This window comes from Sphingobium sp. FG58 (assembly GCF_057809055.1).
The window spans coordinates 364,474-389,616 of the sequence record NZ_JBMDJF010000002.1 but is presented as its reverse complement, the minus strand read 5'-3'; the positions used below and the strand labels follow the sequence as shown (position 1 = coordinate 389,616).

Annotated in this window: 26 protein-coding genes; 12 read left to right on the top strand and 14 right to left on the bottom strand. The window is 64.1% G+C overall.

Features of this window, described 5'->3' with window-relative positions; genetic code table 11:
* Positions 1-132: 132 nt before the first annotated feature.
* Positions 133-762: a glutathione S-transferase family protein gene (locus ACODR8_RS04640; RefSeq protein ID WP_489006148.1), complete on the bottom strand. Its 630-nt coding sequence runs from the start codon at positions 760-762 to the stop codon at positions 133-135.
* Positions 763-1,060: 298 nt separating this feature from the next.
* On the opposite strand from ACODR8_RS04640, the gene ACODR8_RS04635 reads away from it, so the two are divergent.
* Positions 1,061-1,708 carry an imm11 family protein gene (locus ACODR8_RS04635; RefSeq protein ID WP_489006195.1) on the top strand — a complete coding sequence of 216 codons (648 nt, stop codon included), beginning with the start codon at positions 1,061-1,063 and terminating at the stop codon, positions 1,706-1,708.
* Between the two features lie 377 nt (positions 1,709-2,085).
* On the opposite strand, the gene clpA is transcribed toward ACODR8_RS04635, so the two are convergent.
* Both clpA and ACODR8_RS04625 read right to left on the bottom strand, forming a co-directional pair.
* Positions 2,086-4,404 (bottom strand): ATP-dependent Clp protease ATP-binding subunit ClpA, encoded by a 2,319-nt coding sequence (gene clpA / locus ACODR8_RS04630; protein WP_489006147.1) that lies wholly within the window; start codon positions 4,402-4,404, stop codon positions 2,086-2,088.
* Between the two features lie 156 nt (positions 4,405-4,560).
* On the bottom strand, positions 4,561-4,758 hold the full coding sequence (locus ACODR8_RS04625; RefSeq protein ID WP_489006146.1) for a DUF1192 domain-containing protein: 198 nt from the start codon (positions 4,756-4,758) through the stop codon (positions 4,561-4,563).
* A 78-nt stretch (positions 4,759-4,836) separates the two neighbouring features.
* On the opposite strand from ACODR8_RS04625, the gene ACODR8_RS04620 reads away from it, so the two are divergent.
* From ACODR8_RS04620 to ACODR8_RS04590, 7 genes are all read left to right on the top strand, one after another.
* A complete protein-coding gene (locus tag ACODR8_RS04620; RefSeq protein ID WP_489006145.1) occupies positions 4,837-5,868 on the top strand; it encodes an NAD(P)H-quinone oxidoreductase in 1,032 nt (343 codons plus the stop codon).
* A 156-nt stretch (positions 5,869-6,024) separates the two neighbouring features.
* Entirely contained in the window at positions 6,025-6,900 is an 876-nt protein-coding gene (locus ACODR8_RS04615; RefSeq protein ID WP_294137632.1) for a UDP-2,3-diacylglucosamine diphosphatase, read from the top strand.
* A 96-nt stretch (positions 6,901-6,996) separates the two neighbouring features.
* On the top strand, positions 6,997-8,025 hold the full coding sequence (locus ACODR8_RS04610; protein WP_489006144.1) for a glycosyltransferase family 4 protein: 1,029 nt from the start codon (positions 6,997-6,999) through the stop codon (positions 8,023-8,025).
* A 115-nt stretch (positions 8,026-8,140) separates the two neighbouring features.
* Positions 8,141-8,824 carry a DUF1013 domain-containing protein gene (locus ACODR8_RS04605; RefSeq protein WP_119744336.1) on the top strand — a complete coding sequence of 228 codons (684 nt, stop codon included), beginning with the start codon at positions 8,141-8,143 and terminating at the stop codon, positions 8,822-8,824.
* A 137-nt stretch (positions 8,825-8,961) separates the two neighbouring features.
* Positions 8,962-10,668, top strand: a complete 1,707-nt coding sequence (locus ACODR8_RS04600; RefSeq protein ID WP_489006143.1) for an AMP-binding protein — start codon at positions 8,962-8,964, stop codon at positions 10,666-10,668.
* A 41-nt stretch (positions 10,669-10,709) separates the two neighbouring features.
* Entirely contained in the window at positions 10,710-11,243 is a 534-nt protein-coding gene (gene msrA, locus ACODR8_RS04595) for a peptide-methionine (S)-S-oxide reductase MsrA (protein ID WP_489006142.1), read from the top strand.
* Between the two features lie 98 nt (positions 11,244-11,341).
* Positions 11,342-11,608, top strand: a complete 267-nt coding sequence (locus ACODR8_RS04590; RefSeq protein WP_489006194.1) for a hypothetical protein — start codon at positions 11,342-11,344, stop codon at positions 11,606-11,608.
* A 119-nt stretch (positions 11,609-11,727) separates the two neighbouring features.
* Here the strand turns inward: ACODR8_RS04590 and ACODR8_RS04585 are convergent, their stop codons facing one another.
* Positions 11,728-12,684 carry an L-threonylcarbamoyladenylate synthase gene (locus ACODR8_RS04585; RefSeq protein ID WP_489006141.1) on the bottom strand — a complete coding sequence of 319 codons (957 nt, stop codon included), beginning with the start codon at positions 12,682-12,684 and terminating at the stop codon, positions 11,728-11,730.
* Between the two features lie 124 nt (positions 12,685-12,808).
* Here ACODR8_RS04585 and ACODR8_RS04580 point away from each other — a divergent pair, with 124 nt between their 5' ends.
* Positions 12,809-13,624 (top strand): ATP-binding protein, encoded by an 816-nt coding sequence (locus ACODR8_RS04580; RefSeq protein WP_489006140.1) that lies wholly within the window; start codon positions 12,809-12,811, stop codon positions 13,622-13,624.
* 185 nt (positions 13,625-13,809) lie between these two features.
* Here the strand turns inward: ACODR8_RS04580 and ACODR8_RS04575 are convergent, their stop codons facing one another.
* Both ACODR8_RS04575 and ACODR8_RS04570 read right to left on the bottom strand, forming a co-directional pair.
* Positions 13,810-15,135 carry a PQQ-dependent sugar dehydrogenase gene (locus tag ACODR8_RS04575; RefSeq protein ID WP_489006139.1) on the bottom strand — a complete coding sequence of 442 codons (1,326 nt, stop codon included), beginning with the start codon at positions 15,133-15,135 and terminating at the stop codon, positions 13,810-13,812.
* Positions 15,136-15,194: 59 nt separating this feature from the next.
* Positions 15,195-15,368, bottom strand: coding sequence for a hypothetical protein (locus ACODR8_RS04570; RefSeq protein ID WP_182913842.1), 174 nt, complete (start codon positions 15,366-15,368; stop codon positions 15,195-15,197).
* A 225-nt stretch (positions 15,369-15,593) separates the two neighbouring features.
* Between ACODR8_RS04570 and ACODR8_RS04565 the strand changes: the two genes are divergently transcribed.
* Positions 15,594-15,803 carry a hypothetical protein gene (locus ACODR8_RS04565; RefSeq protein WP_182913841.1) on the top strand — a complete coding sequence of 70 codons (210 nt, stop codon included), beginning with the start codon at positions 15,594-15,596 and terminating at the stop codon, positions 15,801-15,803.
* A gap of 37 nt (positions 15,804-15,840) precedes the next feature.
* Here ACODR8_RS04565 and argC read toward each other — a convergent pair whose 3' ends face one another.
* The 4 genes from argC to ACODR8_RS04545 form a co-directional block, all read right to left on the bottom strand.
* The gene (gene argC, locus ACODR8_RS04560; RefSeq protein WP_489006138.1) at positions 15,841-16,785 is read right to left on the bottom strand and encodes an N-acetyl-gamma-glutamyl-phosphate reductase; all 945 of its coding nucleotides are present in this window, start codon (positions 16,783-16,785) and stop codon (positions 15,841-15,843) included.
* Positions 16,782-17,690: a C40 family peptidase gene (locus ACODR8_RS04555; protein WP_489006137.1), complete on the bottom strand. Its 909-nt coding sequence runs from the start codon at positions 17,688-17,690 to the stop codon at positions 16,782-16,784. The genes argC and ACODR8_RS04555 overlap by 4 nt, the downstream gene beginning before the upstream one ends.
* Complete coding sequence (locus ACODR8_RS04550; RefSeq protein WP_217672033.1) at positions 17,650-18,057, bottom strand: MarR family transcriptional regulator; 408 nt, start codon at positions 18,055-18,057, stop codon at positions 17,650-17,652. The genes ACODR8_RS04555 and ACODR8_RS04550 overlap by 41 nt, the downstream gene beginning before the upstream one ends.
* A gap of 61 nt (positions 18,058-18,118) precedes the next feature.
* Positions 18,119-19,513 (bottom strand): leucyl aminopeptidase family protein, encoded by a 1,395-nt coding sequence (locus tag ACODR8_RS04545; protein WP_489006136.1) that lies wholly within the window; start codon positions 19,511-19,513, stop codon positions 18,119-18,121.
* A 144-nt stretch (positions 19,514-19,657) separates the two neighbouring features.
* Here ACODR8_RS04545 and ACODR8_RS04540 point away from each other — a divergent pair, with 144 nt between their 5' ends.
* Positions 19,658-19,858, top strand: coding sequence for a hypothetical protein (locus ACODR8_RS04540; protein WP_489006135.1), 201 nt, complete (start codon positions 19,658-19,660; stop codon positions 19,856-19,858).
* The gene (locus ACODR8_RS04535; RefSeq protein ID WP_489006134.1) at positions 19,858-20,697 is read left to right on the top strand and encodes a DUF4163 domain-containing protein; all 840 of its coding nucleotides are present in this window, start codon (positions 19,858-19,860) and stop codon (positions 20,695-20,697) included. Before ACODR8_RS04540 ends, ACODR8_RS04535 begins: the two co-directional genes overlap by 1 nt.
* Before the next feature lie 102 nt (positions 20,698-20,799).
* On the opposite strand, the gene rimO is transcribed toward ACODR8_RS04535, so the two are convergent.
* Genes rimO through surE form a run of 4 tightly spaced genes read right to left on the bottom strand, consistent with a single transcriptional unit; the run spans position 20,800 to position 25,138 of the window.
* Positions 20,800-22,182, bottom strand: a complete 1,383-nt coding sequence (gene rimO, locus ACODR8_RS04530) for a 30S ribosomal protein S12 methylthiotransferase RimO (protein ID WP_489006133.1) — start codon at positions 22,180-22,182, stop codon at positions 20,800-20,802.
* A gap of 47 nt (positions 22,183-22,229) precedes the next feature.
* Positions 22,230-23,285 (bottom strand): potassium channel family protein, encoded by a 1,056-nt coding sequence (locus ACODR8_RS04525; RefSeq protein ID WP_217672038.1) that lies wholly within the window; start codon positions 23,283-23,285, stop codon positions 22,230-22,232.
* On the bottom strand, positions 23,282-24,328 hold the full coding sequence (locus ACODR8_RS04520; RefSeq protein ID WP_489006132.1) for a peptidoglycan DD-metalloendopeptidase family protein: 1,047 nt from the start codon (positions 24,326-24,328) through the stop codon (positions 23,282-23,284). Before ACODR8_RS04520 ends, ACODR8_RS04525 begins: the two co-directional genes overlap by 4 nt.
* A 45-nt stretch (positions 24,329-24,373) precedes the next feature.
* Entirely contained in the window at positions 24,374-25,138 is a 765-nt protein-coding gene (gene surE, locus ACODR8_RS04515) for a 5'/3'-nucleotidase SurE (RefSeq protein ID WP_489006131.1), read from the bottom strand.
* Positions 25,139-25,143 lie beyond the last annotated feature (5 nt).

The window sequence follows — 25,143 nt, the reverse complement described above, 5'->3', positions numbered from 1 at the left end:
GATAAGGAAGGCCCGGCGGAGTGATCTCCGCCGGGCCTTTTTTTGTTTGTGCGGATGATCCCACGAAGGTCGTGGTGGGGGGCAAGCGCCGCACTGGACTCCCGCCTTCGCGGGAGTACGGGGTGGGTGGGATCAGGGCTGTTTCTGCATCGCCGCGATGAGGGCGCCGTCGATCTCCTTCTGGCGCTGATAGCCGGAGCGGGCGCGCAGGCGCTCCGCATAGGCGGTGAAGGCGGGGCGTTCCGGCATGGTGCCGAAGGTCAGGCCCCAGTCGATCTGCGATCCGACATAGACGTCGGCGGCGGTGAACTGATCGCCGCAAATCCATGTCGTCCCCGATACCGCCTGTTCGAGCGTGTCCAGCACCGCGTCGAGCGATCCATAGCCCGCGCTGCGATCCCGCCCTTCGGGCAGGACGAAGCCCATCGCCTTGTTGGTGATGGCGGCTTCGACCGGGCCAGCGGCGAAGAAGAGCCAGCGATAATAAGCGCCGCGCGCTTGCGCTGGCGGGGCGAGGTTGGCAGCGGGGAAGGCGTCGGCGAGATAGGCGCAGATGGCGGCGCATTCGGTGACGATGGTGCCGTTGTGGACGATCGCAGGGACTTTGCCCATCGGGTTGATGGCGAGATAATCGGGGGCTTTCATGCTCGTCGCATAGTCGAGAACGATTGTTTCATAGGGCGCGCCGACCTCCTCCAGCATCCAGCGGGCAATCTGCCCGCGCGACATGGGGTTGGTGTAGAGGGTGATGGTGTCGGGCATGGCGTGGCTCTCCTTTGGCGGGGCGGTTGGGGAGAGGGTGGCGGAAATGTGGGGACGGGGCCAGCGGGATTTGGTGGGGTCGTCCGCTATCGACATATGTGGATGGCTGCCTAACCTAGCCTGGCATGATGAGGAGACGGACTGCTGCTGACGACCAATGGCAATCAGTCGTTCGGGAATGCGCGACGCTCGGAAGCGGACGCTGACGGAAAACACCTGTTTTGCGTCATGTCGCTCGTTTCTTAAGAAAATCCCTTTAGCAGACGGGCCATGAGTTGATAGGCGGGTGAAATTGAAGATGGTGTATGGCCTGAACGTGAAGCCAGAACACGGCTACTATGTAGATACCGAAGTTCTTGACGGCACGCTCGATCGCGTTGAGCTGGTCGATCCTACGGCCGATGGAGGCTATACGCCGCAAGGACTCTATTCCGGTCGGCACATCAAGACCGACACCTTACCCAAGCGGATGCATTGGCTGGATCGGCATGGGCATCCGGTCCCGGATTTTGATCGGCAACATGCGCTCAATGTTTCAGCGCGAGCCAAGGCGCTACTTGAACAGTTCGAACCGGGAGTGCACCAGTTTGTCCCTGTGGAATATCTCAATCTGGAAGGCGATCACCTTGAACATCGCTTTTTCCTGATCGTCGGCAACCGTATCGACAGCCTCGATCACCAAAAGACCACGATGGTTCTGGTGCGCGGCAAAATGTGGATGCCAGCACGCCATCTCGATGACCGCCCCGAACTGATACCGCTTGGCTTCGATGTGAGTGTCGAGCCGAAAATGGTGTTCAGCCTATCGCAAATTGGTGAAAAGCACATGTGGTGCGATAAGCATCTGTCTAGTGGGGGCATTTTTATTTCAGACGAATTGGCGGGTGGTATCGCAGCGGCAAGGCTTAGCGGGGTCGATCCGACACAAGGGGAGTCGGTAGCATAGAGGTCGCCTCCGGCCACCTGCCGTAAATCACATAATTTTCACACACGTTTTTCGAGGCTTGAATGCCGCTCCGTCCATGGCGACTTTATGCCCGATAAACACTGTCGGATTGGACGAATGCGCGAAAACCTCAAGTTCAGGGTTTTCCGTCACCTCATTACGGCATCTATTGGACCGCAAGTCCTCCGAAGCAGACTGACCGCCATCCACCCATATTGGGTTAGCAGTCTGACTTCCTCTGCCCTCGCCAATCGAGACGCGTGGCGAAGGATGGATCCCCGCCTCCGCGGGGATGACGGGGTTGGGGGATTGGTGGGGTGGCATGAAAAAGGGCGGCCGTTGCGGGCCGCCCTTTTCGTTTGCGTCGGTCATCGCGCTTATTTTGTGCCTTCGGAGGCCTTGGCCTTGCCGCCCTTCTTGCCCTTTTTGGGGGCCGCGGGGGTGATTTCGAAGGCGAGGGCTTCGTCTTTCATATGGACATGGACTTCGCCGCCATGGACCAGCTTGCCGAAGAGCAGTTCCTCGGCCAGTGGCTGCTTGATCTTTTCCTGCATCAGGCGGCCCATCGGGCGGGCGCCGTAGAGCTTGTCATAGCCCTTCTTGGTGAGCCAGTCCTTGGCATCCTGATCCAGGGTGATGTGGACGTCGCGGTCGGCCAGTTGCAGTTCGAGTTGCAGGACGAACTTGTCGATGACGCGGGCGACGATTTCCGGCGGGAGATAGCCGAAGGGGACGATCGCATCAAGGCGGTTGCGGAATTCGGGGGTGAAAAGTTTTTTCACCGCATCCTCCTGCACATCCTCGCGCGTGAGTTCGCCAAAGCCGATCGATTCCTTCGCCATGTCCGACGCGCCGGCATTGGTGGTCATGATGAGGATGGTGTTGCGGAAATCGACGGTCTTGCCGTGATGGTCGGTCAGGCGGCCATTATCCATCACCTGCAACAGGATGTTGAACAGGTCGGGGTGGGCCTTTTCGATTTCGTCGAGCAGCAGGACGCTGTGCGGCTGCTGGTCGACGGCGTCGGTCAGCAGGCCGCCCTGGTCATAGCCGACATAGCCCGGAGGCGCGCCGATCAGGCGGCTGACCGAGTGGCGTTCCATATATTCCGACATGTCGAAGCGCTGGAGCGGGATGCCGAGCAGCGTTGCAAGCTGGCGCGCCACCTCCGTCTTGCCGACGCCGGTGGGGCCGGAGAAGAGATAGTTGCCGATCGGCTTGTCGGGATCGCGCAGGCCCGCGCGCGACAGCTTGATCGCGGAGGACAGCACTTCGATCGCCTTGTCCTGGCCAAACACGACGCGCTTCAGGTCCGTGGTCAGCGATTCCAGCACGCTCTTGTCGTCGGAGGAGACGGTCTTGGGCGGGATGCGGGCCATGGTCGCGATCACCAGTTCGATCTCCTTGGGGGTGATCACCTTCTTGCGCTTGCTTGGCACGACCAGCATCTGCATTGCGCCGACTTCGTCGATCACGTCGATCGCCTTGTCGGGCAATTTCCGATCGTTGATGTAGCGCGCCGAAAGCTCCACCGCCGCCTTGATCGCGTCGGGCGTGTAGCGGACGTGGTGATGTTCCTCGAACGCGGTGCGCAGCCCGGCGAGGATCTTGATCGTATCCTCGATCGTAGGTTCGTTGACGTCGATCTTCTGGAAGCGCCGGAGCAGCGCCCGGTCCTTCTCGAAATGGTTGCGGAATTCCTTGTAGGTGGTCGATCCGATGCAACGGATCGTGCCGCCCGACAGAGCGGGCTTGAGCAGGTTAGACGCATCCATCGCGCCGCCGCTGGTCGCGCCAGCGCCGATCACGGTGTGGATTTCGTCGATGAACAGGACCGCGTGGGGCAGCTTTTCCAGTTCAGTGACGACCGCTTTCAGCCGTTCCTCAAAATCGCCGCGATAGCGGGTGCCGGCCAGCAGCGCGCCCATGTCCAGCGAGTAGATGACCGCTTCCTTGAGGACGTCAGGCACTTCGCCCTCGATGATCTTGCGCGCCAGACCTTCGGCAATCGCGGTCTTGCCGACGCCGGGATCGCCGACATAGAGCGGGTTGTTTTTCGAGCGGCGGCACAGGATCTGGATCGTGCGGTCCACTTCGGGGCCGCGCCCGATGAGGGGATCGACCTTGCCGCGCGCCGCCTTCTCATTGAGGTTGACGGTGAACTGATCGAGGGCGCTGTCCTTCTTACCCTTGCCGTCCTGCACCTTCTTCTCCTCTTCGGCTGCCCCCTTGGTCTCCTGACGCTCAGGCGCGGGCGTACCCTTGCCGACGCCATGGCTGATGAAGCTCACGGCATCGAGACGGCTCATATCCTGCTGTTGCAGGAAATAGACGGCATAGCTTTCGCGTTCGGAAAAGAGCGCGACGAGGACATTGGCCCCGGTCACTTCATCCTTGCCGGACGATTGCACATGGAGAATGGCGCGCTGGACCACGCGCTGGAAGCCGCTGGTGGGGGAGGGGTCGGACGCGCCCTCCACCTTGAGGCTGTCCAGTTCCGTATCGAGATATTGGGTGACGGCGTCGCCCAGTTCGCCGATTTCCACGCCGCACGCCTGCATCACTTTTGACGCATGTTCGTCATCAATCAGTGCCAGTAGGAGATGCTCCAGCGTGGCATATTCATGCTTGCGTTCCGACGCATGGGTCAGCGCATTGTGCAGGGTCGTTTCCAGAGCGGGTGCGAAAGAGGGCATGTCTGTTCTACTCCTGGCCCGATGAGAGGGCGGTATCGAACCTTATGTCGGCATTGCTCGACGCCGGATCAAGACGTGCGTCCCGACCTGCGGAATTGCCAGACTGACCGTGCCCGGTAGAACCCGTCAAAAGGGTGCGTGGGGCAAGGCGCGGGTTCATCGCTTGAATAACGCCTCGGCAGTTGCCTTATGGTTAACGGCGTATTCCATTTTCGCTTCTGTCCGCGCTATTTCCGCCTTGAGAGCGACGATGCGGGCGTCCAGTTCAGCCACGGACAAGGGGTCCAGATCCTGCGCGTGCAGCCGGGCCAGTGGATCGTCAGCCCGGCGGGGGAGATCATCATCCTTGTCCATAAAGCGTAATGTTGACCCTGCGGGCCACTCTGTCAATAAGGGCGCTCGTTCTGCCTGTCGATTTTGGTGCGGTGCAGCATGAGCGTGTTTTTGGGGGAAGCGATGATGGCCGATGGCAGCCGCGTACCGGGCGAGATGATGGCGATTGCCATTCCCGTTCCGGGTGGTCCTGACGCGCTGGTGCGGGAGCGGCGCACGGTGCCGGTGCCGGGGGATGACGAGGTGCTGATCCGCGTCGCTGCTGCCGGGGTGAACCGGCCCGATGTGCTGCAACGACAGGGCAAATATCCGCCGCCGCCCGGCGCTTCCGACATTCCGGGGCTGGAAGTGTCCGGCACGGTCGTGGCTGCCGGGCGCGGGGCGGAGTTGCTGGTCGGGCAGAAGGTTTGCGCTTTGCTGGCGGGCGGTGGCTATGCGGAATATGCGGTGGCGCCTGCGGGGCAATGCCTGCCGGTGCCGGACGGCTATGACATGGTCGAGGCGGCGGCGCTGCCGGAGACGTTGTTTACCGTGTGGACCAACCTGTTCGAGCGCGCCTATGCGGTGGGCGGCGACATGGTGCTGGTGCATGGCGGGACCAGCGGGATCGGCACGATGGCGATCCGCCTGTGCAACCTGTTCGATGTGAAGATCATCGTCACCTGCGGGTCGGACGAGAAATGCGCACAGGCCAGGGCGTGGGGCGCGGACGAGGCTATCAATTACAAGACCCAGGATTATGTCGCGGAGGTGAAACGCATCACCGGCGGGCAGGGCGTCCAGGCGGTGCTGGACATGGTCGGCGGCGATTATCTTCCGCGCAACCTGGAGTGCCTGGCCGAGGATGGGCGGCATGTGTCGATCGCGGTGCTGGGCGGGGCGAAGGCGAGTGTGTTCATTCCCGCGATCATGCAGCGACGGCTGACGATCACCGGATCGACGCTGCGGGCGCGGTCGGTGGGGTTCAAGAGCCTGGTCGCGGATGAACTGGTGCGGACGGTGTGGTCGTTCGTGGAAAACGGCAAGTTGCGCCCGGCGATGGATCAGCGGTTCGCGCTGGCGGACGCAGCCAGGGCGCACGCGCGGATGGATGCGGGCGAGCATTTCGGGAAGATTGTGCTGGTGGTTTGAGGGTGCGTTGGCCCACCGCCCAACCCCCTCCCGCAGGCGGGAGGGGGAGCAGAAAATCCCGCAAACCGTAGCATTTCCGTCATAATCCCTTCGGAACTGTAACATTGCGGCGGTAGGGAACCGGTCCTGAGGGCATCAGTCTTTGGGGATCGCATCATGAACGCCATCACGCGCCTGCCATTTCTGGCGGACCTGCCGGAGGACGGCGCAGAGCCATTTTCTGTCCCGGAACGGACGCAGGGCGAGCGTCGCCGGTTTCGCACCATCTGGATTTCCGACATCCACCTTGGCACGCGCGGCTGCAACGCGGCGATGCTGATCGATTTCCTCGACAATGTGGACAGCGACACCATCTATCTGGTGGGCGACATCATTGACGGATGGCGGCTGAAGAAGCGCTTTTACTGGCCGGCCAGTCATAATGACGTGGTGTGGCGGCTGATGAAGCGGGCCAAGCGCGGCACGCGGGTCGTCTATATCCCCGGCAATCATGACGAAATGTTCCGCCAGTTCACCGGCATGAATTTCGGCGGCGTGGAAATTCGGCGCAAGGCGATCCACACCACCGCCGACGGGCGCAAGCTGCTGGTGCTGCATGGCGATGAATTCGACACGATCATGCTGGCGCATCGCTGGCTCGCCTTTGTCGGCGACGCTGCCTACACCACGCTGATGCGGCTGAATGTCGTCGTGAACGCGGTGCGGCAGCGTATGGGATTGCCCTATTGGTCGCTCAGCAAAATGGCCAAGCACAAGGTCAAGAATGCCGTATCCTTCATTTCCCAGTTTGAGGAAGTTGTCGCCCATGAAGCGGGTGCGCGCGGCGTCGATGGCGTGGTGTGCGGGCATATCCATAACGCGGAAATGCGCGAGATTGGCGGCGTAGCCTATTATAATGATGGCGACTGGGTGGAGGGCTGCACCGCTCTGGTCGAACATGATTGCGGACGGATGGAAGTGCTGCACTGGGCTGACGAGATCGCCGCGCGGACGCAGGCCGAGCAGGGCGAACGGGCGCGGATGGCGGCTTGAGATATTATGCCGCGTGTTCCCGCGCAGGCGGGAACACAGTCCGGCCGTTGAACTGGGTTCCCGCCTGCGCGGGAACACGGTGAGTGAGGTAACCAAATGCGCATTATGATCGTCACCGATGCCTGGACCCCGCAGGTCAACGGCGTCGTGCGCACGCTCCAGACGATCCGGGCGGAGCTGGAGGCGATGGGGCATGAGGTTCGGGTGATTTCGCCCGATCTTTATGGTTCCATTCCCTGCCCGACCTATCCCGAAATAAGACTGGCCTTGGTGCGGCCTGGCGTGGTGGGGCAGGCGATTGCGGCGTTCCGGCCTGACGCGGTGCATCTGGCGACGGAAGGGCCGCTCTGTCTGGCCGCGCGGCGCTGGTGTTTGCGGGAGCATGTGCCGTTCACCACCGCCTATCACACCCATTTCCCCGATTATGTGGCGCAGCGGACCGGCCTGCCTGCGGCCTGGTTCTGGCGCTATATTCGCTGGTTTCACGGGTCTGCGCAGGCGGTGCTGGTGTCGACCGGGTCGGTGCGCGCGCAACTCCGCGCTCATGGGCTGCACAATGTGCTGCCATGGGGCAGGGGGGTGGACCTGGGCGCCTTCACGCCCGACGCGCCGCCGCCCGCGCTGTTTGCCGACCTGCCCCGGCCGATCATGCTGGCTGTCGGCCGGGTGGCGGTGGAGAAGAATCTGGAGGCGTTCCTGGCCACCGATCATCCCGGCACCAAGGTGGTGGTGGGCGATGGTCCGGCGCGTGCGGCGCTGGAGCGGCGCTACCCAGAGGCGCATTTTATGGGACCATTGTTCGGGGAGGCGCTGGCGGGCGCCTATGCCGGGGCAGACGTGTTCGTTTTCCCCAGCCGCACCGACACGTTCGGGCTGGTGATGATCGAGGCGCTGGCCTGCGGCACGCCGGTTGCGGCCTATCCCGTCACGGGGCCGGTGGACATCGTGACCCCGGAAAGCGGCGCGCTGTCGGATGATCTGGGGCAGGCGATTGCCGGAGCGCTACGCTGTGACCGGGCCGCCTGCGCCGCCTATGGCCGCAGCTTCAGCTGGGAACGCAGCGCGCGCGAGTTCCTGGCGGGGCTGCACACCATTGACCGGTTGGGGCTGGATAGCGCGGCCTGACGCTTTTCCTTGCTCCAGCGGGGATGATCGACTATCTCCAGACGGTCGCGGCCGCCCTGCTTGGGCGGCCCTTATCGTTTTTGTGCCGGAGAATGTTCCCGTGTCCCAGCCACTCATGCCCCATGCGACCGCCAGCTGGCTGGTCGACAACAGCGCTCTGAGCTTTGACCAGATCGCGGAATTTTGCGGGCTTCACATCCTGGAAGTGCAGGCGATCGCCGACGATACCGCCAGCACCAAATATACCGGTCGTGATCCGGTGCGCGCCCATGAAATCACCATGGACGAAATCCACAAGGGCGAGCAGAACCCCGACTACAAGCTCAAGATGCTGAAAGGGCCGGAGCCTGTCCGTCGCACCAAGGGGCCGCGATACACGCCGGTGTCCAAGCGTCAGGACAAGCCCGATGGCATCGCCTGGATCCTGCGCAACCATCCCGAAGTGTCGGACGGTGCGATCGGCAAGCTGATCGGCACCACCCGCACCACCATCGCGGCGATCCGCGACCGGACCCACTGGAATATTTCCAACATCACGCCCAAAGACCCGGTGACGCTGGGCCTGTGTTCGCAGCGCGAACTGGACGCACTGGTGGCCAAGACCGCCAAGAAGCTGGGCATCGAGGCACCGACCGATTCGCGGCTGGATGGCGACCGTGCGGCGCTGATCGAGGAGCTGCGGCGCGAGCGTGACGACAATGCGCGGCGTGCTGATGAGGCTCTGCGCAGCGAGGCGGAACTGATTTCCGGCGTCGCCACCATCCTTGATCCGTTCAGCAACAACAAGGGCGCGGTGTGATGCCGTAGCGTCATTCGGCGACCGTCCGTAAGTCGCCGCAATGCAGCATTTTCAAGGGTCGCGCCGGGTAACCGACGCGGCCCTTTTTGCTGTGGTTGACGCTTGCGTAAAGCAGCCATTCTCCATAGACTTCCTCCATGGAGAGCATAGAAAAAATCTGGCGGGAGCATTATCAGCACCCCACCGTCTGGGACCGGACATTCCCCCCCTTGTCGATGGGGGACATGGTCACCACCAGCGCACTGGCCCACCCCGATGCGCCGATGATCGATTTCATGGGGCGCCGGTTCAGCTATGGCACGATGTTCGGGCAGATCCGCCGCATCGCCTGCGGATTGCAGGCGATGGGGGTGAAGAAGGGCGACCGGGTCGGCCTTTATCTGCCCAACACCCCCCATTATGTCGCGGCCTATTATGGCGCGCTGATCGCGGGTGCGATCGTCGTCAATTTCTCCCCCCTCTATACCGCCGCCGAACTGGAGCATCAGGTCGAGGATAGCGGGACGAAAATCCTGTTCACCCTGTCGGCCAAGGCGTTGCTGCCCACGGCCTTGCAGGTGCTGGACCATAGCAGCCTGGAGAAGCTGGTCGTCGGATCGGTGGCGGAGATGCTGCCCCCGGTCAAATCCGTGCTGTTCCGCCTGTTCAAGGCGAGCGAGTCCGTGCCGCTGCCGGACGATCCGCGCGTGCTGCGCTATGACCGGCTGATCGCCAATGCGGGCGACTGCACCGTGCCGCCGATCGACCCGGAGCGGGACATCGCCCTGCTGCAATATACGGGCGGCACCACCGGCACGCCCAAGGGCGCGATGCTGACCCACCAGAATCTGACCGCCAATGCCCGGCAGGCGCAGGCGATCGACCCGCACGCCAATGAGGAGGACCGCATCATCGCGGTGCTGCCCTTCTTCCACGTGTTCGCCAATACCTGTACCCTCAACCGCACCGTGATGAACGGCGGCGAGATGGTGATGCTGCCCCGTTTCGACGCGGCGCAGGTGCTGGCGGCGGTGCAGCGGGTGAAGGCGACGTCGCTGCCCGGCGTGCCGACCATGTTCCAGGCACTGCTGGATCACCCCGCGATCCGCAACATCGACTTTTCCTCGCTGCGCGCCTGTATTTCGGGCGGTGCGCCGTTGCCGCTGGAAGTGCGGCAACGGTTCGAGGCGGCGACGGGCGCCAAGCTGATCGAGGGCTATGGCCTTACCGAAACCAGCCCGATCGTCTGTTCCAACCCCTATGAGGGGCTGAACAAGACCGGGACGGTGGGGCAACCGGTGCCGGGGACGCGGGTGAAGCTGGTCGATCGCGAAGATCCGACCAGGCCGCCGCCGCCCGGAGAGCCAGGCGAATTGCTGTTCGCCGGACCGCAGGTGATGAAGGGCTATTGGAACCGGCCCGACGCCGACGCCGAAGTGTTCATCGGCGATTTCATCCGCACCGGGGACGTGGGCGAAATAGACGAGGATGGCTATGTCCGCATCGTCGACAGGCTGAAGGACATGATCGCCGTCGGCGGTTTCAAGGTCTTTCCGAGCCAGGTCGAGGCGGTCCTTTACCATCATCCGATGGTCAAGGAGGCGCTGGTGATCGGCATCCCCGACCATTATCGCGGCGAACAGCCCAAGGCGTTCGTGACGCTGATCGACGACGCGCAGATTGACGGCGCGGCGCTGAAAGACTGGCTCAATCCGCAACTGGGCAAGCATGAGCGGGTGTGCGAGGTCGAAGTGCGGCTGAACCTGCCGCGCACGCTGGTCGGCAAGCTGTCCCGCAAGGAACTGGTGGCCGAGGAGCGGGCGAAAGCCGCGGCGTTGACAGCGGAGGCTGGAACGGCGGCCTGAGCGTTCCTATCTGTGTGGCCAACATGGATAGGAATGGACAGATGGCGCAGGAAATCGCGACACTCGCAGGCGGATGCTTCTGGTGTACCGAAGCGGTGTATCAGAATCTCAAGGGCGTGAGCGCGGTCGAGAGCGGTTATATCGGCGGGGAAAAGCCCGACCCGACCTATGAGCAGGTTTGTTCTGGCACGACCGGCCATGCCGAGGCGATCCGCATCAGCTTCGACCCTGACGTCACCAGCTATGCCGACCTGCTCGACATTTTCTTTGCGACGCATAATCCCACGACCCTGAATCGCCAGGGCAATGATGTCGGCACCCAATATCGATCCGCCATCTTCCCCCATTCGCGCGAGCAGGAGGCAGAGGCCAAGGGCGCGATCGACCGGGCGCAGGCGGACCATGGCGATCCGATCGTCACCACAATCGAACCGGATGGCCCCTGGTATCCGGCGGAGGATTATCATCAGCAATATTGGGACCGGGTCGGCGACCGTAACCCCTATTGCATGGCCGTCATCCCGCCAAAGCTCGCGAAACTGCGCAAGGGCTTTGCCGACAAGATTGACGGCTGATTTTCCGCGACAGGTTTCGCCGCTTTTTGTGTTTGGCTTAGGCTGCGGTTAAGGTGGCCTGTGCCAGGACGGCGGCGAACCAAGTCGGGGGACTGATGATGAACAAGATTGTGATGCTGGCTGCGCCGCTGATGCTGCTGGCTCTGCCCGGCTGTATCGCCAAGACGGCGCTGGATATCGCCACCATGCCGGTGCGCGCTGGCGCGCAGGCGGCGGACTGGGCGACGACCAGTCAGGACGAATCCGATCGCAATTATGGCCGCAAGATGCGCGAACAGGAAGCGCGCGATGGCAAGGCGCGCAAGAAGGCGGACAAGGAACGCCGCCGCCAGTGCGAGGATGCGGGTTACGATAATTGCGATTAGGCAATTAAGGCAGGCTGAGTTCCCCAACCTCCGTTCGTTTCGAGCGAAGTCGAGAAACCTGCGCGCAACGTTACTCGACTTCGCTCGAAACGAACGGGTCGAGGTGAAATTGCACCGCTCTACGCCGCCGCGCGCTTCAGCCGGTCGTTGATCGCCGCGCCGATTCCTTCTTCGGGGATAGGCGCAACCGCGATGCGCTGCTGCGCGCTGGCGTCGGCGATGTGCAGCGCTGCGAACAGATTGGCCGCAGCCTCCCGCACGTCGGCTTCCGGGCTGAGATTGATGTGGCAGGGCATCAGGCCAAAGCCGATCAGATATTCGTCCCGCTCCGCGCGCATGGCGTCGAGCCGTACCGGCTTGGACGGCGCATAATGGCTTTCGAGCTGGCCGGGCGCTTCGATCTTGCCTCCGTCCTTACCGATCACAACCGGCAGCCCGGTCGCTTCCTCCAGCATCGCCGCCGTCACCGGGCCGGGCCGGAGCAGGCGGACATGGTCATGCTCCGGCGCGGCAATGGTCGATTCCAAGCCTTCGCTGGTCGGCCCTTCATCCAATATCATCCGCACCCGGCCATTCAGGCTGGCCAGCACATGTTCGGCGCGTGTCGGGCTGATCGATCCGCTGCGATTGGCCGATGGCGCGGCAAGCGGTCGCCCGCTTTCCCGGATCAGCGCGCGCATCGCCGGATGGGCGGGCAGGCGCAGCGCTACGGTGGGCAGGCCGGCCATGACCAGCGGGGAGAGGCCGCTATCGGCCCGCACCGGCAGCACCAACGTCAACGGCCCCGGCCAGAAGCGATCGGCCAGTGTATCGGCCACGGCTGAGAAATCCGCCAGCCGCTCCGCCATTTCCCGGTCGGCGACATGGACGATCAGCGGATTGAAACTGGGTCGCCCTTTGGCGCTGTAGATGGCGGCGACGGCGTGGCTGTCGGTCGCATCGGCGGCCAGGCCATAAACGGTTTCGGTTGGCACCGCGACGGGTTCGCCGGCGCGGATCAGCAAAGCCGCCTCGCGCAGGGATTCCGCGCCATAACGGCAGGATCGGGTGGAATAGGCTGGATTGGCGATGGTCACGGCCCCCGCGATATAGACGGCGAACCCACCGAGTAAAAGGCCATTGCGTCAGTCGCATGACATGGACGCATGACAGCAAGTTCCCATGCTTGCCGTCGCGCCCGTCGCCCGGTAAGCCCGCGCCATGACCGACGAACTCCTCAACCGCATTGCCCAGGCGCTGGAACGGCTCGCACCGCCGCCCGCGCTGTCCGCCGATCTTGCCGCCTCGCCTGCCTATGTCTGGGATGGCCGCGCGATCCACGCGGTCGAGGCGTTCGCGCCGGTGGATTATGATCTGCTGACCGGGATCGACGCGCAGAAGGGCGCTTTACTCGACAATAGCCGCCGTCATGCGGCGGGCCATGCCGCGCATGACGTGCTGCTCTGGGGTGCGCGCGGGACGGGCAAGTCGGCGGTGGTCGCATCCGTCGTCGGCCAGTTGCAGGGGGAGGGGCAGGACATCGCCCTGCTGCAATGCGCGATCGATGAACTGGCGAGCCTGCCGACGCTCTTCTCGCTGCTGCGCGGCACGTCGCGGCCCTTCATCCTGTTCCTCGACGATCTGGGCTTTGACGAAGGCGTGGGCGATGCCCGTTCGCTGCGGTCGTTGTTGCAGGGCGGCACCGCCGCGCGTCCCGCCAATGTGCGCCTCTATGTGACGTCGAACCGCCGCCATATCGTGCCGCGCCATCTGTCGGAGCAGGATGACCCGATCAATCCGCGCGATGTGGTGGATGATCGGATGGCGCTGTCCGACCGCTTTGGTTTGAGCCTGGGCTTCCATGCGCTTGATCAGGACGCCTATGTCGCGATCGTTGGCGGCTATGCGGCGAAACTCGGCATCAGCTTCGATCCGCTGGAGGCGATCCAGTGGGCAACCCAGCGCGGCAGCCGGTCGGGGCGCGTAGCGTGGCAATATGTGGTGGAATTGGCGGGGCGCAACGGGTTGCGTATCTGATGCAGCGTGCTCCCGCGCAGGCGGGAGTACGCTATGCTAGGGCCGATCGACATTCAGATGATGACGAGCCGAAAATGGTGATTTTTCGTGACCCGGAGCGCAGCCTACTAAAAGTAGGTGAGCACCGGAAGCACGAGAAATCGCCATTTGCAGGCCGTCAGGGCTGAATGTCGATTGGGCCTAAGTCACTTCCCCTTCGTCACCCGCCACACCACGCCGCCGACATCGTCGCTGACCAGCAGCGCGCCCTTGGCGTCGGCGGTCACGTCCACCGGGCGACCATGCGCGTTGCCATCCTTGTCGAGGAAGCCGCTCAGCACATCGACCGGCTTGGCCTTGCCCGCCTCGCCGTCGGCAAAGCCGACGAACACCACCTTGTAACCCGCCGCCGGTTTGCGGTTCCAGCTGCCGTGGAGGCCCACGAACGCGCCGTCGGTGTAAGGCGCGCCCAGCACCACCTTGTCGGCGAAGGTCAGCCCCAGCGGTGCGACATGATTGCCCAGCGCATAGTCGGGCCGCTTGGTATATTCGCGGATTTCCGGGCGTTGCGGCTGGACCCGGCGATCCTCATAACCGCCCCAATAATTCCACGGCCAGCCATAAAAGCCGCCAAATTCGACCCGCGCCAGATAATCTGGCACCAGATCGCTGCCCAGCATGTCGCGTTCATTGACCACGCCCCATAGCGCGCCGCTCTTGGGTTCGAAGGCCAGGCCGACAGGATTGCGCAGCCCCGACGCCCAGATGCGATAGTCGCCGGTCCGGGGATTCACCTCCAGCACCGACGCGCGGTTGGCTTCGCTTTCCAGACCATTTTCGCCGATATTGCTGTTCGACCCGACACCGACATAGAGCAGCCCTTCAGGGCTGACCGTCAGGCTGCGGGTCCAGTGTATGTTGGGCGCCTGCGCGGGCAGGTTCAATATCTTGCGACCCGGCGCGCTGATCTTCGTGTCGCCCGGCTTGTAGGGATAGGCCATCAGCGCGTCGGTATTCGCCACGAACAATGTGTTGCCCAGCAGCGCCATGCCATAGGGCGAATTCAGCCCGGTCAGGAAGGCGGTTTTCGTCTCTGCCCGCCCGTCGCCATCGGCGTCACGCAGCAGCGAAATGCGGTTGGGCGACGGATCGCCCGCGCCCGCCTTGTTCATCAGATAGTTCATCACCCGGTTGACGATGCCGCCGGTCGGGCGGGGCGGGCTGTTGGTTTCGGCCACCAGCACATCGCCATTGGGCAGGCGCAGCAGCGAGCGCGGATGGGACAGCCCCTCGGCAAAGCGCGCCACGGCAAGCCCCTTGGCCGGCACCGGCTTTTCGCCAGCGGTCCATGGCTTCACTTCGGCGATATTGACGGTCGGGATCATCTCGCTGCGTGGCCCGGTGAACACCGGTTCGCGTCCCATATCCGCGCCGGGCGGCAATTGCGCCGTGTCCCCTTGCGCGAAATACAGGAATGCGCCGCCGGCCAAAGTGAGGACGACGAGCGGGAGGGCGATCAGATGCTTGTTCATTCCCCTCATCTATGTCGCGATGCCGCGTCGGGCAAGGCAGATGGGGCTGGCTGTGTCGCTTATTTGCGCCGGTCGCGCAGCCACAGCAGTAGCGCGATCACGATGCCCGCGCCAACGCCCGCCAGCAGGCCGATGCTGGGCTGGCCCATCAGCCCGCCGGTGATCGCACCCCCCAGGATGAGGAAGGCGATGATCGCGCCCGCGCCGGTCGGGTCTTTCCTGTCATTGCTCATGGTCAGCCCCTTGCCATGGACGGCGTGGCAAGGCCAGCGGCTTTGATGCTGCGCGCCGTGTCGGGACGGATCGTGCCGTTACGGGATGGTCGTCCCGCGATGGGACTTGGCTAACGTCCCGTTCACCCTCGCATCCCGCCTGCCGCGCCAAGGCGCTGAAATGGCACGGGGATTGAAGGTGGTAGCCAACCAACAGGTGTCGCCAAAAAAATGATGGGGGTCGCAATGCAGTTGCCATATCTTTCGGGCCGAAAGAGCTATGAGGATGCCGCTGAACTGATGGCGCTGTTCGGCGACAATGCCGGCTATGAAGCCGCCGCGCGCGCCGACCGCAGCCTGGACGTGGGCAATCATATCCATTTCTGCCACTGGCGTCAGATCGAACGGCTGATCGTGCTGCTGACCTATGACCAGCCGCTGGGGACGATTCACTGAGATAGGCAACATTCGCTCGAAACGAACGGATGAAAGCTTACAGCCGCAATCCCGCCGTCTCCGGCAGCCCCGCCAATATATTGAGATTCTGCACCGCCGCGCCTGCCGCACCCTTGCCCAGATTGTCGAGCGCCGCGACCAGCCGCGCCTGGCCACTGGCCGCATTGCCGAACACGAACAATTGCAGCCGGTCGGTCGCGCCGACCTGCTCCAGCTCGATTGCGCCCATGGCGTCGCTGTCGGCCAGCGGTGCGACGCTGACGATCGGCGATCCGGCATAGGCCGACGCCAAAGCGGCATGAACATCGGCCAGCGCGGGCGCGTCGGGCATGGCGCGCAATTGCAACGGCACTTCGACCAGCATCCCGCGATAGGCGTTGGCGACGGCAGGCGCGAAAAGCGGCGCGTGGGTCAGGCCGGAATAGCGGGTCATTTCTGGTACATGCTTGTGCGCCAGACCAAGGCCATAGGCGCGGAACGCGGTCGGCGCGCCGTCTGGTCCTTCATATTCCGCGATCATCGCCTTGCCGCCACCCGAATAGCCCGACGCGCCCGACACGGTGACCGGCCAGTCGGCAGGCAGCAGCCCGGCGAGCGTCAGCGGCCGCACCAGCGCCAGAAAGCCGGTCGGCCAGCAGCCCGGATTGGCGACGAAGCGGCTGGCCGCCAGCGTCTCGCGATGCCCCGGCTCCAGTTCGGGAAAGCCATAGGTCCAGCCATCCGCCACCCGGTGCGCCGTCGATGCGTCGATCACGCAGGTGCGGTCATTGTCGATCAGCGCCACGGCTTCGCGCGCCGCATCGTCGGGCAGGCACAGGATCACGACGTCAGCGGCGTTCAGCGCATCGCGGCGCGCGCCTGCATCCCTGCGATCCTTTTCGTCCAGCCGGATCAGCGAGAGTTCAGGACGCCCGGCCAGCCGGTCGGCGATTTCGATGCCGGTGGTGCCATGGCCGCCGTCGATGAAAACCTGTGTGGTCATGCGCCGATCCTCCGCCGCGCGATGATGGGTTGGGCATGGTCCCCGGCCAGCCGCGCGACCACATCGGCCAGCGGTTCGGCGACGACCGCCATCCAGTGCGCATTGGCGTGGAGCAGCATCTTGCCGTCGATCATGATGCCGACATGGCGGGGGAAGAAGAGAATATCACCACGCTGCAACACCGCGTCGCTGTCGATCGGATTGCCGATCCCTTCGCATTGCAGGTCGGTGTCGCGCGGCACGGACAGGCCGCATTGGCCGAGCGCCACCTGCACCAGCCCCGAACAGTCGATGCCGCGATGCCCGCGCCCGCCCCAGACATAGGGCTGGCCCAGATAACGCTCCGCCACCGCGACCCAGTCCGCCGCAGGGGCATCGAGCGGGGCGGCGTGGCGCGCATGGATGAAGCCTTCGGCGCAGGCGATGAAGCCATCCTCCGCCTCCCCCGAAAACAGCGCGCCGCCCGGCCAATAATCGGCGATCGGCGCCTTGATGTCGGGCGCGCGGAACAGCGGGGCGGTCTCGGCAATGATCCGGTGGCTCGGCGTTTCAAACACGTCCAGCGCTTCGCGCCTTATATAGCCGACATAGCCGTCATGCCCGCAAAAGCCCCAGGCCCAGTCGGTCATCACGTCCAGCGCATGGAAAGTCTCGCCACGCAGCAATTCACTGACCGCTTCGCCGCTCGCCGATGGCGCGCTCAGGATCGGCGTGCCGGGCGCAACGCAGGTGAGGGCGACGGCGCGGGCATAATGGGCGGAAAATAATGTGCCAGCCAATGCCAGGTCGGCCAGATCGCCCCGCGCCGCATGGATGCGGCGGTCGAGCGCGACGGAACGCCCGTCCAGCTTGAAGCGGGTTCTTTCAGGCGGTCCGTTCCGCGCGGGGCTGTTCATACCTGTCATCGCGCGCGGTTCCTGCGATGAAAAGGTGAAAGGCGTCAAGAAATTCCGCCCCTTTGGGGGTCCGGGTGATGAAAATATTGCGCCGGTCGCTCACATCGCGCTCACGGCGGAGGTAGCCGAGCGCCGATAATTTGTTCAGGGCGCGGGTGATGACGGGCTTGGACACATGCAGCGCTTCGGCCAGGCCGCGCACCGTATGCGGCCCGTCGCCAATATAGACGGTCATCATCAATGCCATCTGGCGGTTGGTGAGGTCGGGTTTGCCTGACCGGACATAATCGACGAGGGTGCGCATCCAGTGGGTGAGCGGCAATATGCCGGGCCGGTCGATTGCGGGCGAAAGATCGGTGGCGGGATGAGCGTTCATGTGGGCTTAACGCATGATGCACAATCCGGTTGCGTAACGGACGCGCACAATCGTCACATGCTCAATCGCGCCCGTAACGCTCCTGCAACAGGCGGAAAACCGCACGCAATCCAAGCGCTTCGCCGCCTTTGGCGCGCCCCGGCTTCGCCGCCGGTCGCCAGGCGAACGTATCCAGATGCAGCCAGGCCACATCGTCCGGCACGAAGCGCTTGAGGAACAGGGCGGCGGTGATTGCCCCTGCAAAGCCACCTTCGCCCGCATTGTTGATGTCGGCAATGTCGGATTTGAGCATATCGGCATAGCCATCCCAGAGCGGCAGCCGCCAGGTCGGATCGTCCACCTGGACGCCCGCCGCCGCCATCTCCGCCGCCAGCGCATCGTCATTGGCGAACAGCGCAGGCAGGTCCGGCCCTACCGCCACCCGCGCCGCGCCGGTCAGCGTGGCATAGTCGATGATCAGCTCCGGCTTCTCCTCGCCAGCGCGGGTCAGCGCATCACCCAGCACCAGCCGCCCTTCCGCATCGGTATTGCCGATCTCGACCGTCAGCCCCTGGCGCGTATGCAATATGTCGCCGGGGCGGAAAGCATTGCCGCTGATCGCATTTTCCGCCGCCGGAATCAGCAGGTGCAGCCGCACCGGCAGCCGCGCGCCCATGATGAGTTGCGCCAGCGCCAGCGCATGGGCCGCGCCGCCCATATCTTTCTTCATCAGCCGCATCCCCGACGACGGCTTGATGTCGAGGCCACCGCTGTCGAAGCAGATGCCCTTGCCGACGATCGCGATGCGCGGCGCGGCGGGATCACCCCATGTCAGTTCGATGAGGCGCGGGGCAAAGCTCTTGTCCGCCGCCTTGCCCACCGCGTGGATCATCGGATAGCCCTGTTCCAGCGCGTCGCCGCGCGTCGTGCTGACGCTGGCCCCGAACGCCTTGCCGACCTGCGCCACCGCTGCTTCCAGATCGGCCGGTCCCATGTCGGCGGCTGGCGTATTGACGAGGTCGCGCACCAGCGCGATCGCCTGCGCCAGTTGCACGGTCGCCTCGATCCGCGCGACGTCGCTGGTCAGCAGCACGCGCGGGCCGATGGCGCCATCCTCCTTGCGATAACGGTCGAACCGGTAATGCGCGGTCAGCCAGCCCAGGGCCGCCGCATCGGGCGAGCCTTCCGCCAGCCGGTATGTGCCTTCGGGCAAGGTCTCTGCGAGTTTCGCCAGGCACCAGGGACCGGGCGCGGCCTTGCTGGCGATACCGGCCACCACCCACCAGTCGCCCGCTGCCTCGCCCGGCACGATTGCCTGTTCGCCCGGCTTCCCCTGAAATTTCTGCGCCGCCACGATCGTGCGGACCCGCTCCGGCTGGGTCGCCAGCCAATCGTCATAGCCTGTCGCCTCGATCAGGTGGATCGAACGGGCGGGCTGCTTGTTGTCGGCTTTGAGCAAGGCTGAATAATCGGTCATGGCGTGGGTGTAGGAGAAAGGCGCAAGTGATGGAAAGTGCGAAATTTCATCGCCCGCATCGCACAAGTCGCCCTTTCCCCATTTGCGTCCTGCGCCGGTGAGGCCTAGCTTCGTGCGCATCACAAAATGCCAAGGAGAGAGACGATGATTCATTCCGATGACCGCGGCCTCCAGGCCGCTCGCGCCCGCGCCTATACGCTGGCGGAAAGCGGCCATTTCGACAATGGCCATGCCGTCGAACAGGCGCTGATCGCCGAAGGCTGGCCCAATGCCGGGCAGGCGCTGCAAAGCGACTATGCGCGCAAGGCGATCGGCGAACGCTGCCGCGCTGCACGGGCGCACTGATGCAGCACGGGGAGCTGGCCCGGTCGGCGGGGCTATTGGGTATCGCCGCGATGCTCTTGGTCGCCTGCACCCCCTCGCAGGAGGAGGTCAGCGGCAACGCGGCGGCCAATGTCGCGGCGTCCCGCTTTGCCGACAAGATGGCGGGTACACCGCCACCGGCTCCCCCCGCCAAATCCTTCGCGCAGACAGACAAGAGCGCTCTATTGGAGTTTGCCTATGCCTATCCGGCGCAGGCCGCCGCCATCCCCGCGCTGGTGGAGAAGTTCGGCAAGCAATTGGCGACATCAAGGGCCGATGCCCTCAAAATGGCGAAGGACGACAGCGCGGCGGCGAAGCAATCGGGCTTCCCCTTCCACGCGCATAGTCTGGAAACAGAGTGGAGCGTGTCCGCCGATACCCCGCGCTTCCTGGCGCTCCAGTCGCAAACCTATGTCTTTACCGGCGGCGCGCACGGCATGACCGGCTATGACAGCCTGTTATGGGACAAGGCGCGCAGCCGCGAAACCAGCGTCAAGGCGGTGATGACCAGCCCCGCCGCCTTCGCCGCGGCCATCCGCGACCGCTTCTGCGCCGAACTGGACAAGCAACGCGCCGAAAAACGTGGTGCGCCGGTGGTCCGGGGTGACGATGAATTTACCCAGTGCATCGACCCGATGGAACAGGTGCTGGTACTGACGTCGAAGGACGGCAAGCTGATCGACGGCGTAACCGTCGTGGTCGGCCCCTACAGCGCCGGGCCCTATGCGGAAGGAACGTATGAGGTTGCGCTGCCGATCGATGTCGCGATGCGCAAGGCGATCAAGACCGAATATCAAGACGGGTTTGTGGCGGTAAATTAGCGTCCGTCATCCCAGCGAATGCTGGGATCCCGCTTTTCTTGATCCACTCGAAACAGAAGAAGGGAGATCCCGGCTTTCGCCGGGATGACGGAGCGTGTGCCCCTAAACCGGCACCCCGTACAGATCATGCTCGTCGGCATCCTCGATCATCACGTCGAACATGTCGCCAGCCTTGCGCCCTTCGCCGACATCGCGCAGGAACACATTGCCGTCGATTTCCGGCGCATCCGCCTGTGAGCGCGCGGTTGCGCCGATCGAGCCATCCTCCTCGTCCGGCTCGCCCACTTCATCGACGATCACCGGCAGCACCCGCCCGACCTTGGCCGCGAGCTTGGCGGCGCTGATCGCGGCGGTCTTTTCCATGATCCGCTGGTAGCGTTCTTCCTTGACCTCTTCGGGCAAAGCGCCCGGCAGGGCGTTGGCTGCTGCGCCCTCGACCGGCTCGAAGCGGAACGCGCCGACGCGATCGAGTTGCGCCTCGTCCAGCCAGTCGAGCAGATATTGGAAATCCGCCTCCGTCTCACCGGGGAAGCCGACCACGAAGGTCGAGCGGATCGTAATGTCGGGGCAGATGCTGCGCCATTTATGGATGCGGTCCAGCACCTTGGCTTCGTTTGCCGGGCGCTTCATCGCCTTCAATATGCTGGGCGCGGCGTGCTGGAAGGGAATGTCGAGATAGGGCGTCAGTAGCCCGTCCGCCATCAGCGGAATGACCTGATCGACATGAGGGTAGGGATAGACATAGTGCAGCCGCACCCATGGCGCGCGCCCTTCTGCCGTGCGCAGCTGCCCCAGTTCGCGCGCCATGTCGGTCATATGCGCGCGCACGTCGCGGCCCTTCCACGGCCGGCTTTCATGCCGGGTATCGACGCCATAGGCCGACGTATCCTGGCTGATGACCAGCAATTCCTTGGTGCCGGCGTGAACCAGCTTCTCCGCCTCGCGCAGCACCGCATCGATCCGCCGCGACACCAGATCTCCCCGGATCGACGGGATGATGCAGAAGGAGCAGCGATGGTTGCACCCTTCAGAAATCTTCAGATAGCTGTAATGGCGCGGCGTCAGTTTCAGGCCACCTTCCGGCACCAGATCGACAAAGGCATTGGGGACGGGCGGCGATGCGTCATGCACCGCGTTGACGACCTGCTCATATTGATGCGCGCCAGTGACGGCCAGCACTTGCGGGAATTTCGCGCGGATCAACTCCGCCTCGTCACCCATGCAGCCGGTGACGATGACGCGGCCATTTTCGGCCATCGCCTCGCCAATGGCCTCCAGCGATTCTTCCTTCGCCGAATCGAGAAAGCCGCAGGTGTTGACCAGCACGACGTCGGCCCCGGCATAGTCGGGCGACATCTGATAGCCGTCGGAGCGCAGCTTGGTCAGGATGCGCTCGCTATCGACCAGGTTTTTCGGACAGCCGAGCGAAACCATGCCGATCTTCGGCGCGTCAGGAAATTTGGTTGCCATGATGGTCGCGCACATAGGGATTTTTGCGCGGAATGTCACGCAGCGCGATGGGGATACGCCATTCAGGCCGGTTCGCGGCTTGCTCCTGCGCCATCACCCTCGACAATCTCGATGATCAGATCGCCGGTCTGGAGCTGCCGCGCGCCGTCCTCCCAGAAGCCGATCGGGCGATCGTCGCGATAGATGCGCACGCCAAGACCAGTGGTGATCGCCGACAATGGCCCGCCAATCTCCTGCGGCTTGACGAACCGCTCATTCAGCTTCACCCGCCCGCCCGACGCGGCCAGATCCGCCATATAATCGGCAATATGTTTGCCGCTGGTGCTGCCCGCCAGCAGCAGCCCGGCAAAGCTGACCGGGTTGATCACCGTCGTCGCGCCCGCCTGCCGCGCAGGCAACTCGTTATCCTCGTTGCGCACGACGATGCTGATCGGCAGGCGCGGGGCCAGATGCCTGGCGGTCAGCGTGATCAGGATCGACGTATCGTCGCGCCCGGCCGACACGATCATGCTGCGCGCGCGGTGGATCGCCACGTCCTTCAATGTCCGGTCGCGGGTCGAATCGCCGCACAATATGTTGCACCCCTGCGCCTCGGCCAGTTCCAGCGCCTGCTCGCTGCCGTCGATCACGACGATCTCGCGCGGGTCGGTGCCGCGCGCCAGCAGTTCATGCACCGCTTCCTGCCCGCTGGTGCCGAACCCTGTGACGATGATGTGATTGTGCAGATCGGCTTGTATGCGGGCCATGCGCCACCTGTAGAGGATGTTGCGGAGGAAAAGCGAATAGGCTGTGCCAAGAAAGATCAGCCACACGAACAGCCGGATCGGCGTGACGAACAGCGATTCGAACAATCGCGCTTCGGGCGTGACAGGGACAATGTCGCCATAGCCCACCGTCGTCACCGTGACGGTGGTGAAATACAGCACATCGACAAAGCTGATATGATTGTCGAGATTGTCCTTCAGCCCATCGCGCCCGACCCAGTGGAGCAGCAGCACCAGCGCGATCAGCCCGAACACCAGCGCCACGCGCCAGCTCAAATCCACCCACATCGGCATGGACGATCGCCGCCGCAAAAAGCCTTCGGTCGATCGCGACGCCGCCCGGTCCACCCTCATGGCGCGGTCGGCAGCTGGGGAATGGGGTTCACCGGCACTCGGTCCTTGCGCAGTTCGAAATGCAGCTTGGGCTGGCTGGCATAGCCGCTATCGCCGGTCAGGCCGACAATCTGCCCGCGCGTGATTTTCTGCCCGCGCACCACGTCGACACGACTGGCATGGCCGTAGGCGCTCACCCAGCCGCTGCCATGGTTGATGAGGACAAGTCCGCCAAACACCGCCACCCGGTCGCCCGCATAGGCGACCACGCCGTCCGCCGTCGCGCGGATCGGCGTGCCGGCCGGGACAGCAATGTCGATGCCATTATTTTTCGCGCCGCTTTCGCCGGGGCCAAAGCGCGACAATAGCTTGCCCTTGACCGGCCAGGCAAAACGGCCGGTAAAGCTGGCGGGCTGAGCGATCGGCACATTGCTCGGCAGCGGGCGCGGTTGCGACGAGGCGACCGCCACCGGCGCATTTTCGGCCGCAGCGGGCTGGCCGCCGGTCAGCACATCGTCAATATCGATGCGGAAGGCGGCGGCGCGCTGCTCCAGGTCCGGTGCGGCCACCGGCGCGTCACCCGGCAATAACAGCCTCTGCCCTCGCCGCAGCATGAAGGGTTCGCTCAACCCGTTGGCCGTCACGATCCGGCTCCACGCTACGCCATAGGCGGACGCGATCGCGATCCCCGTCTCCCCCTCCGCCACCAGATGATAGCGGCCGCCGGGGATGGTCAGCTTCTGACCGACGCGTATGGCGAAGGGTGGGGTCAGGCCATTGGCGCGCGCAATCGCTTCCGATCCCGCGCCACTGCGATTGCCGATGCCGCGCAGCGTGTCGCCGGGCTGGACGACATAGGTGGATGTCGCCACCGTCTGCGCATTGGGGACCACCTGTTGCGCGGTCCAAACCGGTTCCGCCTCGACCAGTTCGACGGCGGACGCATCGGCATCCAGCCGGGGCGGGGGTGTTTCTCCCCGTGCGGGCGCTGCCTCATTGGGGATGCAGGCAGCGAGTAGCATCGGGGCAAGCAGCAGGGCGGCATGAAGGAACGGGCGTTGCATCGCCGCCTGTCTATCGCATCGCGCCGCGCTTGCCACCCCCTGCCTTTATTGCCCGAACGCCGCCGCCGTCGCCGCCATGGCGCTGTCCTGCGTCAGGTCATAATGGAGCGGCGTGACCGTGACATAGTCCTGCGCAATCGCCGCCAGATCGCTCCCCTCCGGCACCGCGTCGCTGCTGCCCAGGCTGAACCAGAAATAGCGATAGCCGCGCGGATCGGTGCCTTCGACGATCCTGGTGCGATCGACATCATGAAAGCCCTGCCGCACAACGCGGATGCCCTTGACCGCATCGGGTTCGATTGCCGGGAAATTGACGTTGAACAGCATCCGGCGCGATGGCGGCATGGCGATCAGCGGCGCAATCGCCTTCGCCCCCCACGCCTGCGCCGCCGCAAATGGCACCGCGTCGCCCATTCCCTCGCGCGCATAGACCTGGCTCAGCGCGATCGACCTGATCCCCGAAATCGCGCCTTCCATCGCGGCTGCGACCGTGCCGGAATAGGTGACATCCTCGGCCAGATTGGCCCCGCGATTGACCCCGGACAGGATCAGGTCAGGCTTTGCATCCTTCATCAAATGCCCCACCGCCATCATCACCGCGTCGGTCGGCGTGCCGGTGACGCTAAAATGCTGCTCGCCATGTTTGCGGATGCGCAAGGGCCGGGTCAGCGTCAGGCTATGCCCAGCCCCCGACTGCTCCTCGCTCGGCGCGACGATCCAGATATCGTCGGAAAACTGCCGGGCGATTGCCTCCAGCACTTTGAGGCCGGGCGCATGAACGCCATCGTCGTTGGTGAGCAGTATGCGCATCAATT

What these genes read in the sequence shown, in the direction of transcription:
- ACODR8_RS04640 (WP_489006148.1), bottom strand. Translation starts at nt 762, where the DNA reads ATGCCCGACACCATCACCCTCTACACCAACCCCATGTCGCGCGGGCAG.
- ACODR8_RS04635 (WP_489006195.1), top strand. Translation starts at nt 1,061, where the DNA reads ATGGTGTATGGCCTGAACGTGAAGCCAGAACACGGCTACTATGTAGAT.
- clpA (WP_489006147.1), bottom strand. Translation starts at nt 4,404, where the DNA reads ATGCCCTCTTTCGCACCCGCTCTGGAAACGACCCTGCACAATGCGCTG.
- ACODR8_RS04625 (WP_489006146.1), bottom strand. Translation starts at nt 4,758, where the DNA reads ATGGACAAGGATGATGATCTCCCCCGCCGGGCTGACGATCCACTGGCC.
- ACODR8_RS04620 (WP_489006145.1), top strand. Translation starts at nt 4,837, where the DNA reads ATGAGCGTGTTTTTGGGGGAAGCGATGATGGCCGATGGCAGCCGCGTA.
- ACODR8_RS04615 (WP_294137632.1), top strand. Translation starts at nt 6,025, where the DNA reads ATGAACGCCATCACGCGCCTGCCATTTCTGGCGGACCTGCCGGAGGAC.
- ACODR8_RS04610 (WP_489006144.1), top strand. Translation starts at nt 6,997, where the DNA reads ATGCGCATTATGATCGTCACCGATGCCTGGACCCCGCAGGTCAACGGC.
- ACODR8_RS04605 (WP_119744336.1), top strand. Translation starts at nt 8,141, where the DNA reads ATGCCCCATGCGACCGCCAGCTGGCTGGTCGACAACAGCGCTCTGAGC.
- ACODR8_RS04600 (WP_489006143.1), top strand. Translation starts at nt 8,962, where the DNA reads ATGGAGAGCATAGAAAAAATCTGGCGGGAGCATTATCAGCACCCCACC.
- msrA (WP_489006142.1), top strand. Translation starts at nt 10,710, where the DNA reads ATGGCGCAGGAAATCGCGACACTCGCAGGCGGATGCTTCTGGTGTACC.
- ACODR8_RS04590 (WP_489006194.1), top strand. Translation starts at nt 11,342, where the DNA reads ATGAACAAGATTGTGATGCTGGCTGCGCCGCTGATGCTGCTGGCTCTG.
- ACODR8_RS04580 (WP_489006140.1), top strand. Translation starts at nt 12,809, where the DNA reads ATGACCGACGAACTCCTCAACCGCATTGCCCAGGCGCTGGAACGGCTC.
- ACODR8_RS04575 (WP_489006139.1), bottom strand. Translation starts at nt 15,135, where the DNA reads ATGAACAAGCATCTGATCGCCCTCCCGCTCGTCGTCCTCACTTTGGCC.
- ACODR8_RS04570 (WP_182913842.1), bottom strand. Translation starts at nt 15,368, where the DNA reads ATGAGCAATGACAGGAAAGACCCGACCGGCGCGGGCGCGATCATCGCC.
- ACODR8_RS04565 (WP_182913841.1), top strand. Translation starts at nt 15,594, where the DNA reads ATGCAGTTGCCATATCTTTCGGGCCGAAAGAGCTATGAGGATGCCGCT.
- argC (WP_489006138.1), bottom strand. Translation starts at nt 16,785, where the DNA reads ATGACCACACAGGTTTTCATCGACGGCGGCCATGGCACCACCGGCATC.
- ACODR8_RS04555 (WP_489006137.1), bottom strand. Translation starts at nt 17,690, where the DNA reads ATGACAGGTATGAACAGCCCCGCGCGGAACGGACCGCCTGAAAGAACC.
- ACODR8_RS04550 (WP_217672033.1), bottom strand. Translation starts at nt 18,057, where the DNA reads ATGAACGCTCATCCCGCCACCGATCTTTCGCCCGCAATCGACCGGCCC.
- ACODR8_RS04545 (WP_489006136.1), bottom strand. Translation starts at nt 19,513, where the DNA reads ATGACCGATTATTCAGCCTTGCTCAAAGCCGACAACAAGCAGCCCGCC.
- ACODR8_RS04540 (WP_489006135.1), top strand. Translation starts at nt 19,658, where the DNA reads ATGATTCATTCCGATGACCGCGGCCTCCAGGCCGCTCGCGCCCGCGCC.
- ACODR8_RS04535 (WP_489006134.1), top strand. Translation starts at nt 19,858, where the DNA reads ATGCAGCACGGGGAGCTGGCCCGGTCGGCGGGGCTATTGGGTATCGCC.
- rimO (WP_489006133.1), bottom strand. Translation starts at nt 22,182, where the DNA reads ATGTGCGCGACCATCATGGCAACCAAATTTCCTGACGCGCCGAAGATC.
- ACODR8_RS04525 (WP_217672038.1), bottom strand. Translation starts at nt 23,285, where the DNA reads ATGAGGGTGGACCGGGCGGCGTCGCGATCGACCGAAGGCTTTTTGCGG.
- ACODR8_RS04520 (WP_489006132.1), bottom strand. Translation starts at nt 24,328, where the DNA reads ATGCAACGCCCGTTCCTTCATGCCGCCCTGCTGCTTGCCCCGATGCTA.
- surE (WP_489006131.1), bottom strand. Translation starts at nt 25,138, where the DNA reads ATGCGCATACTGCTCACCAACGACGATGGCGTTCATGCGCCCGGCCTC.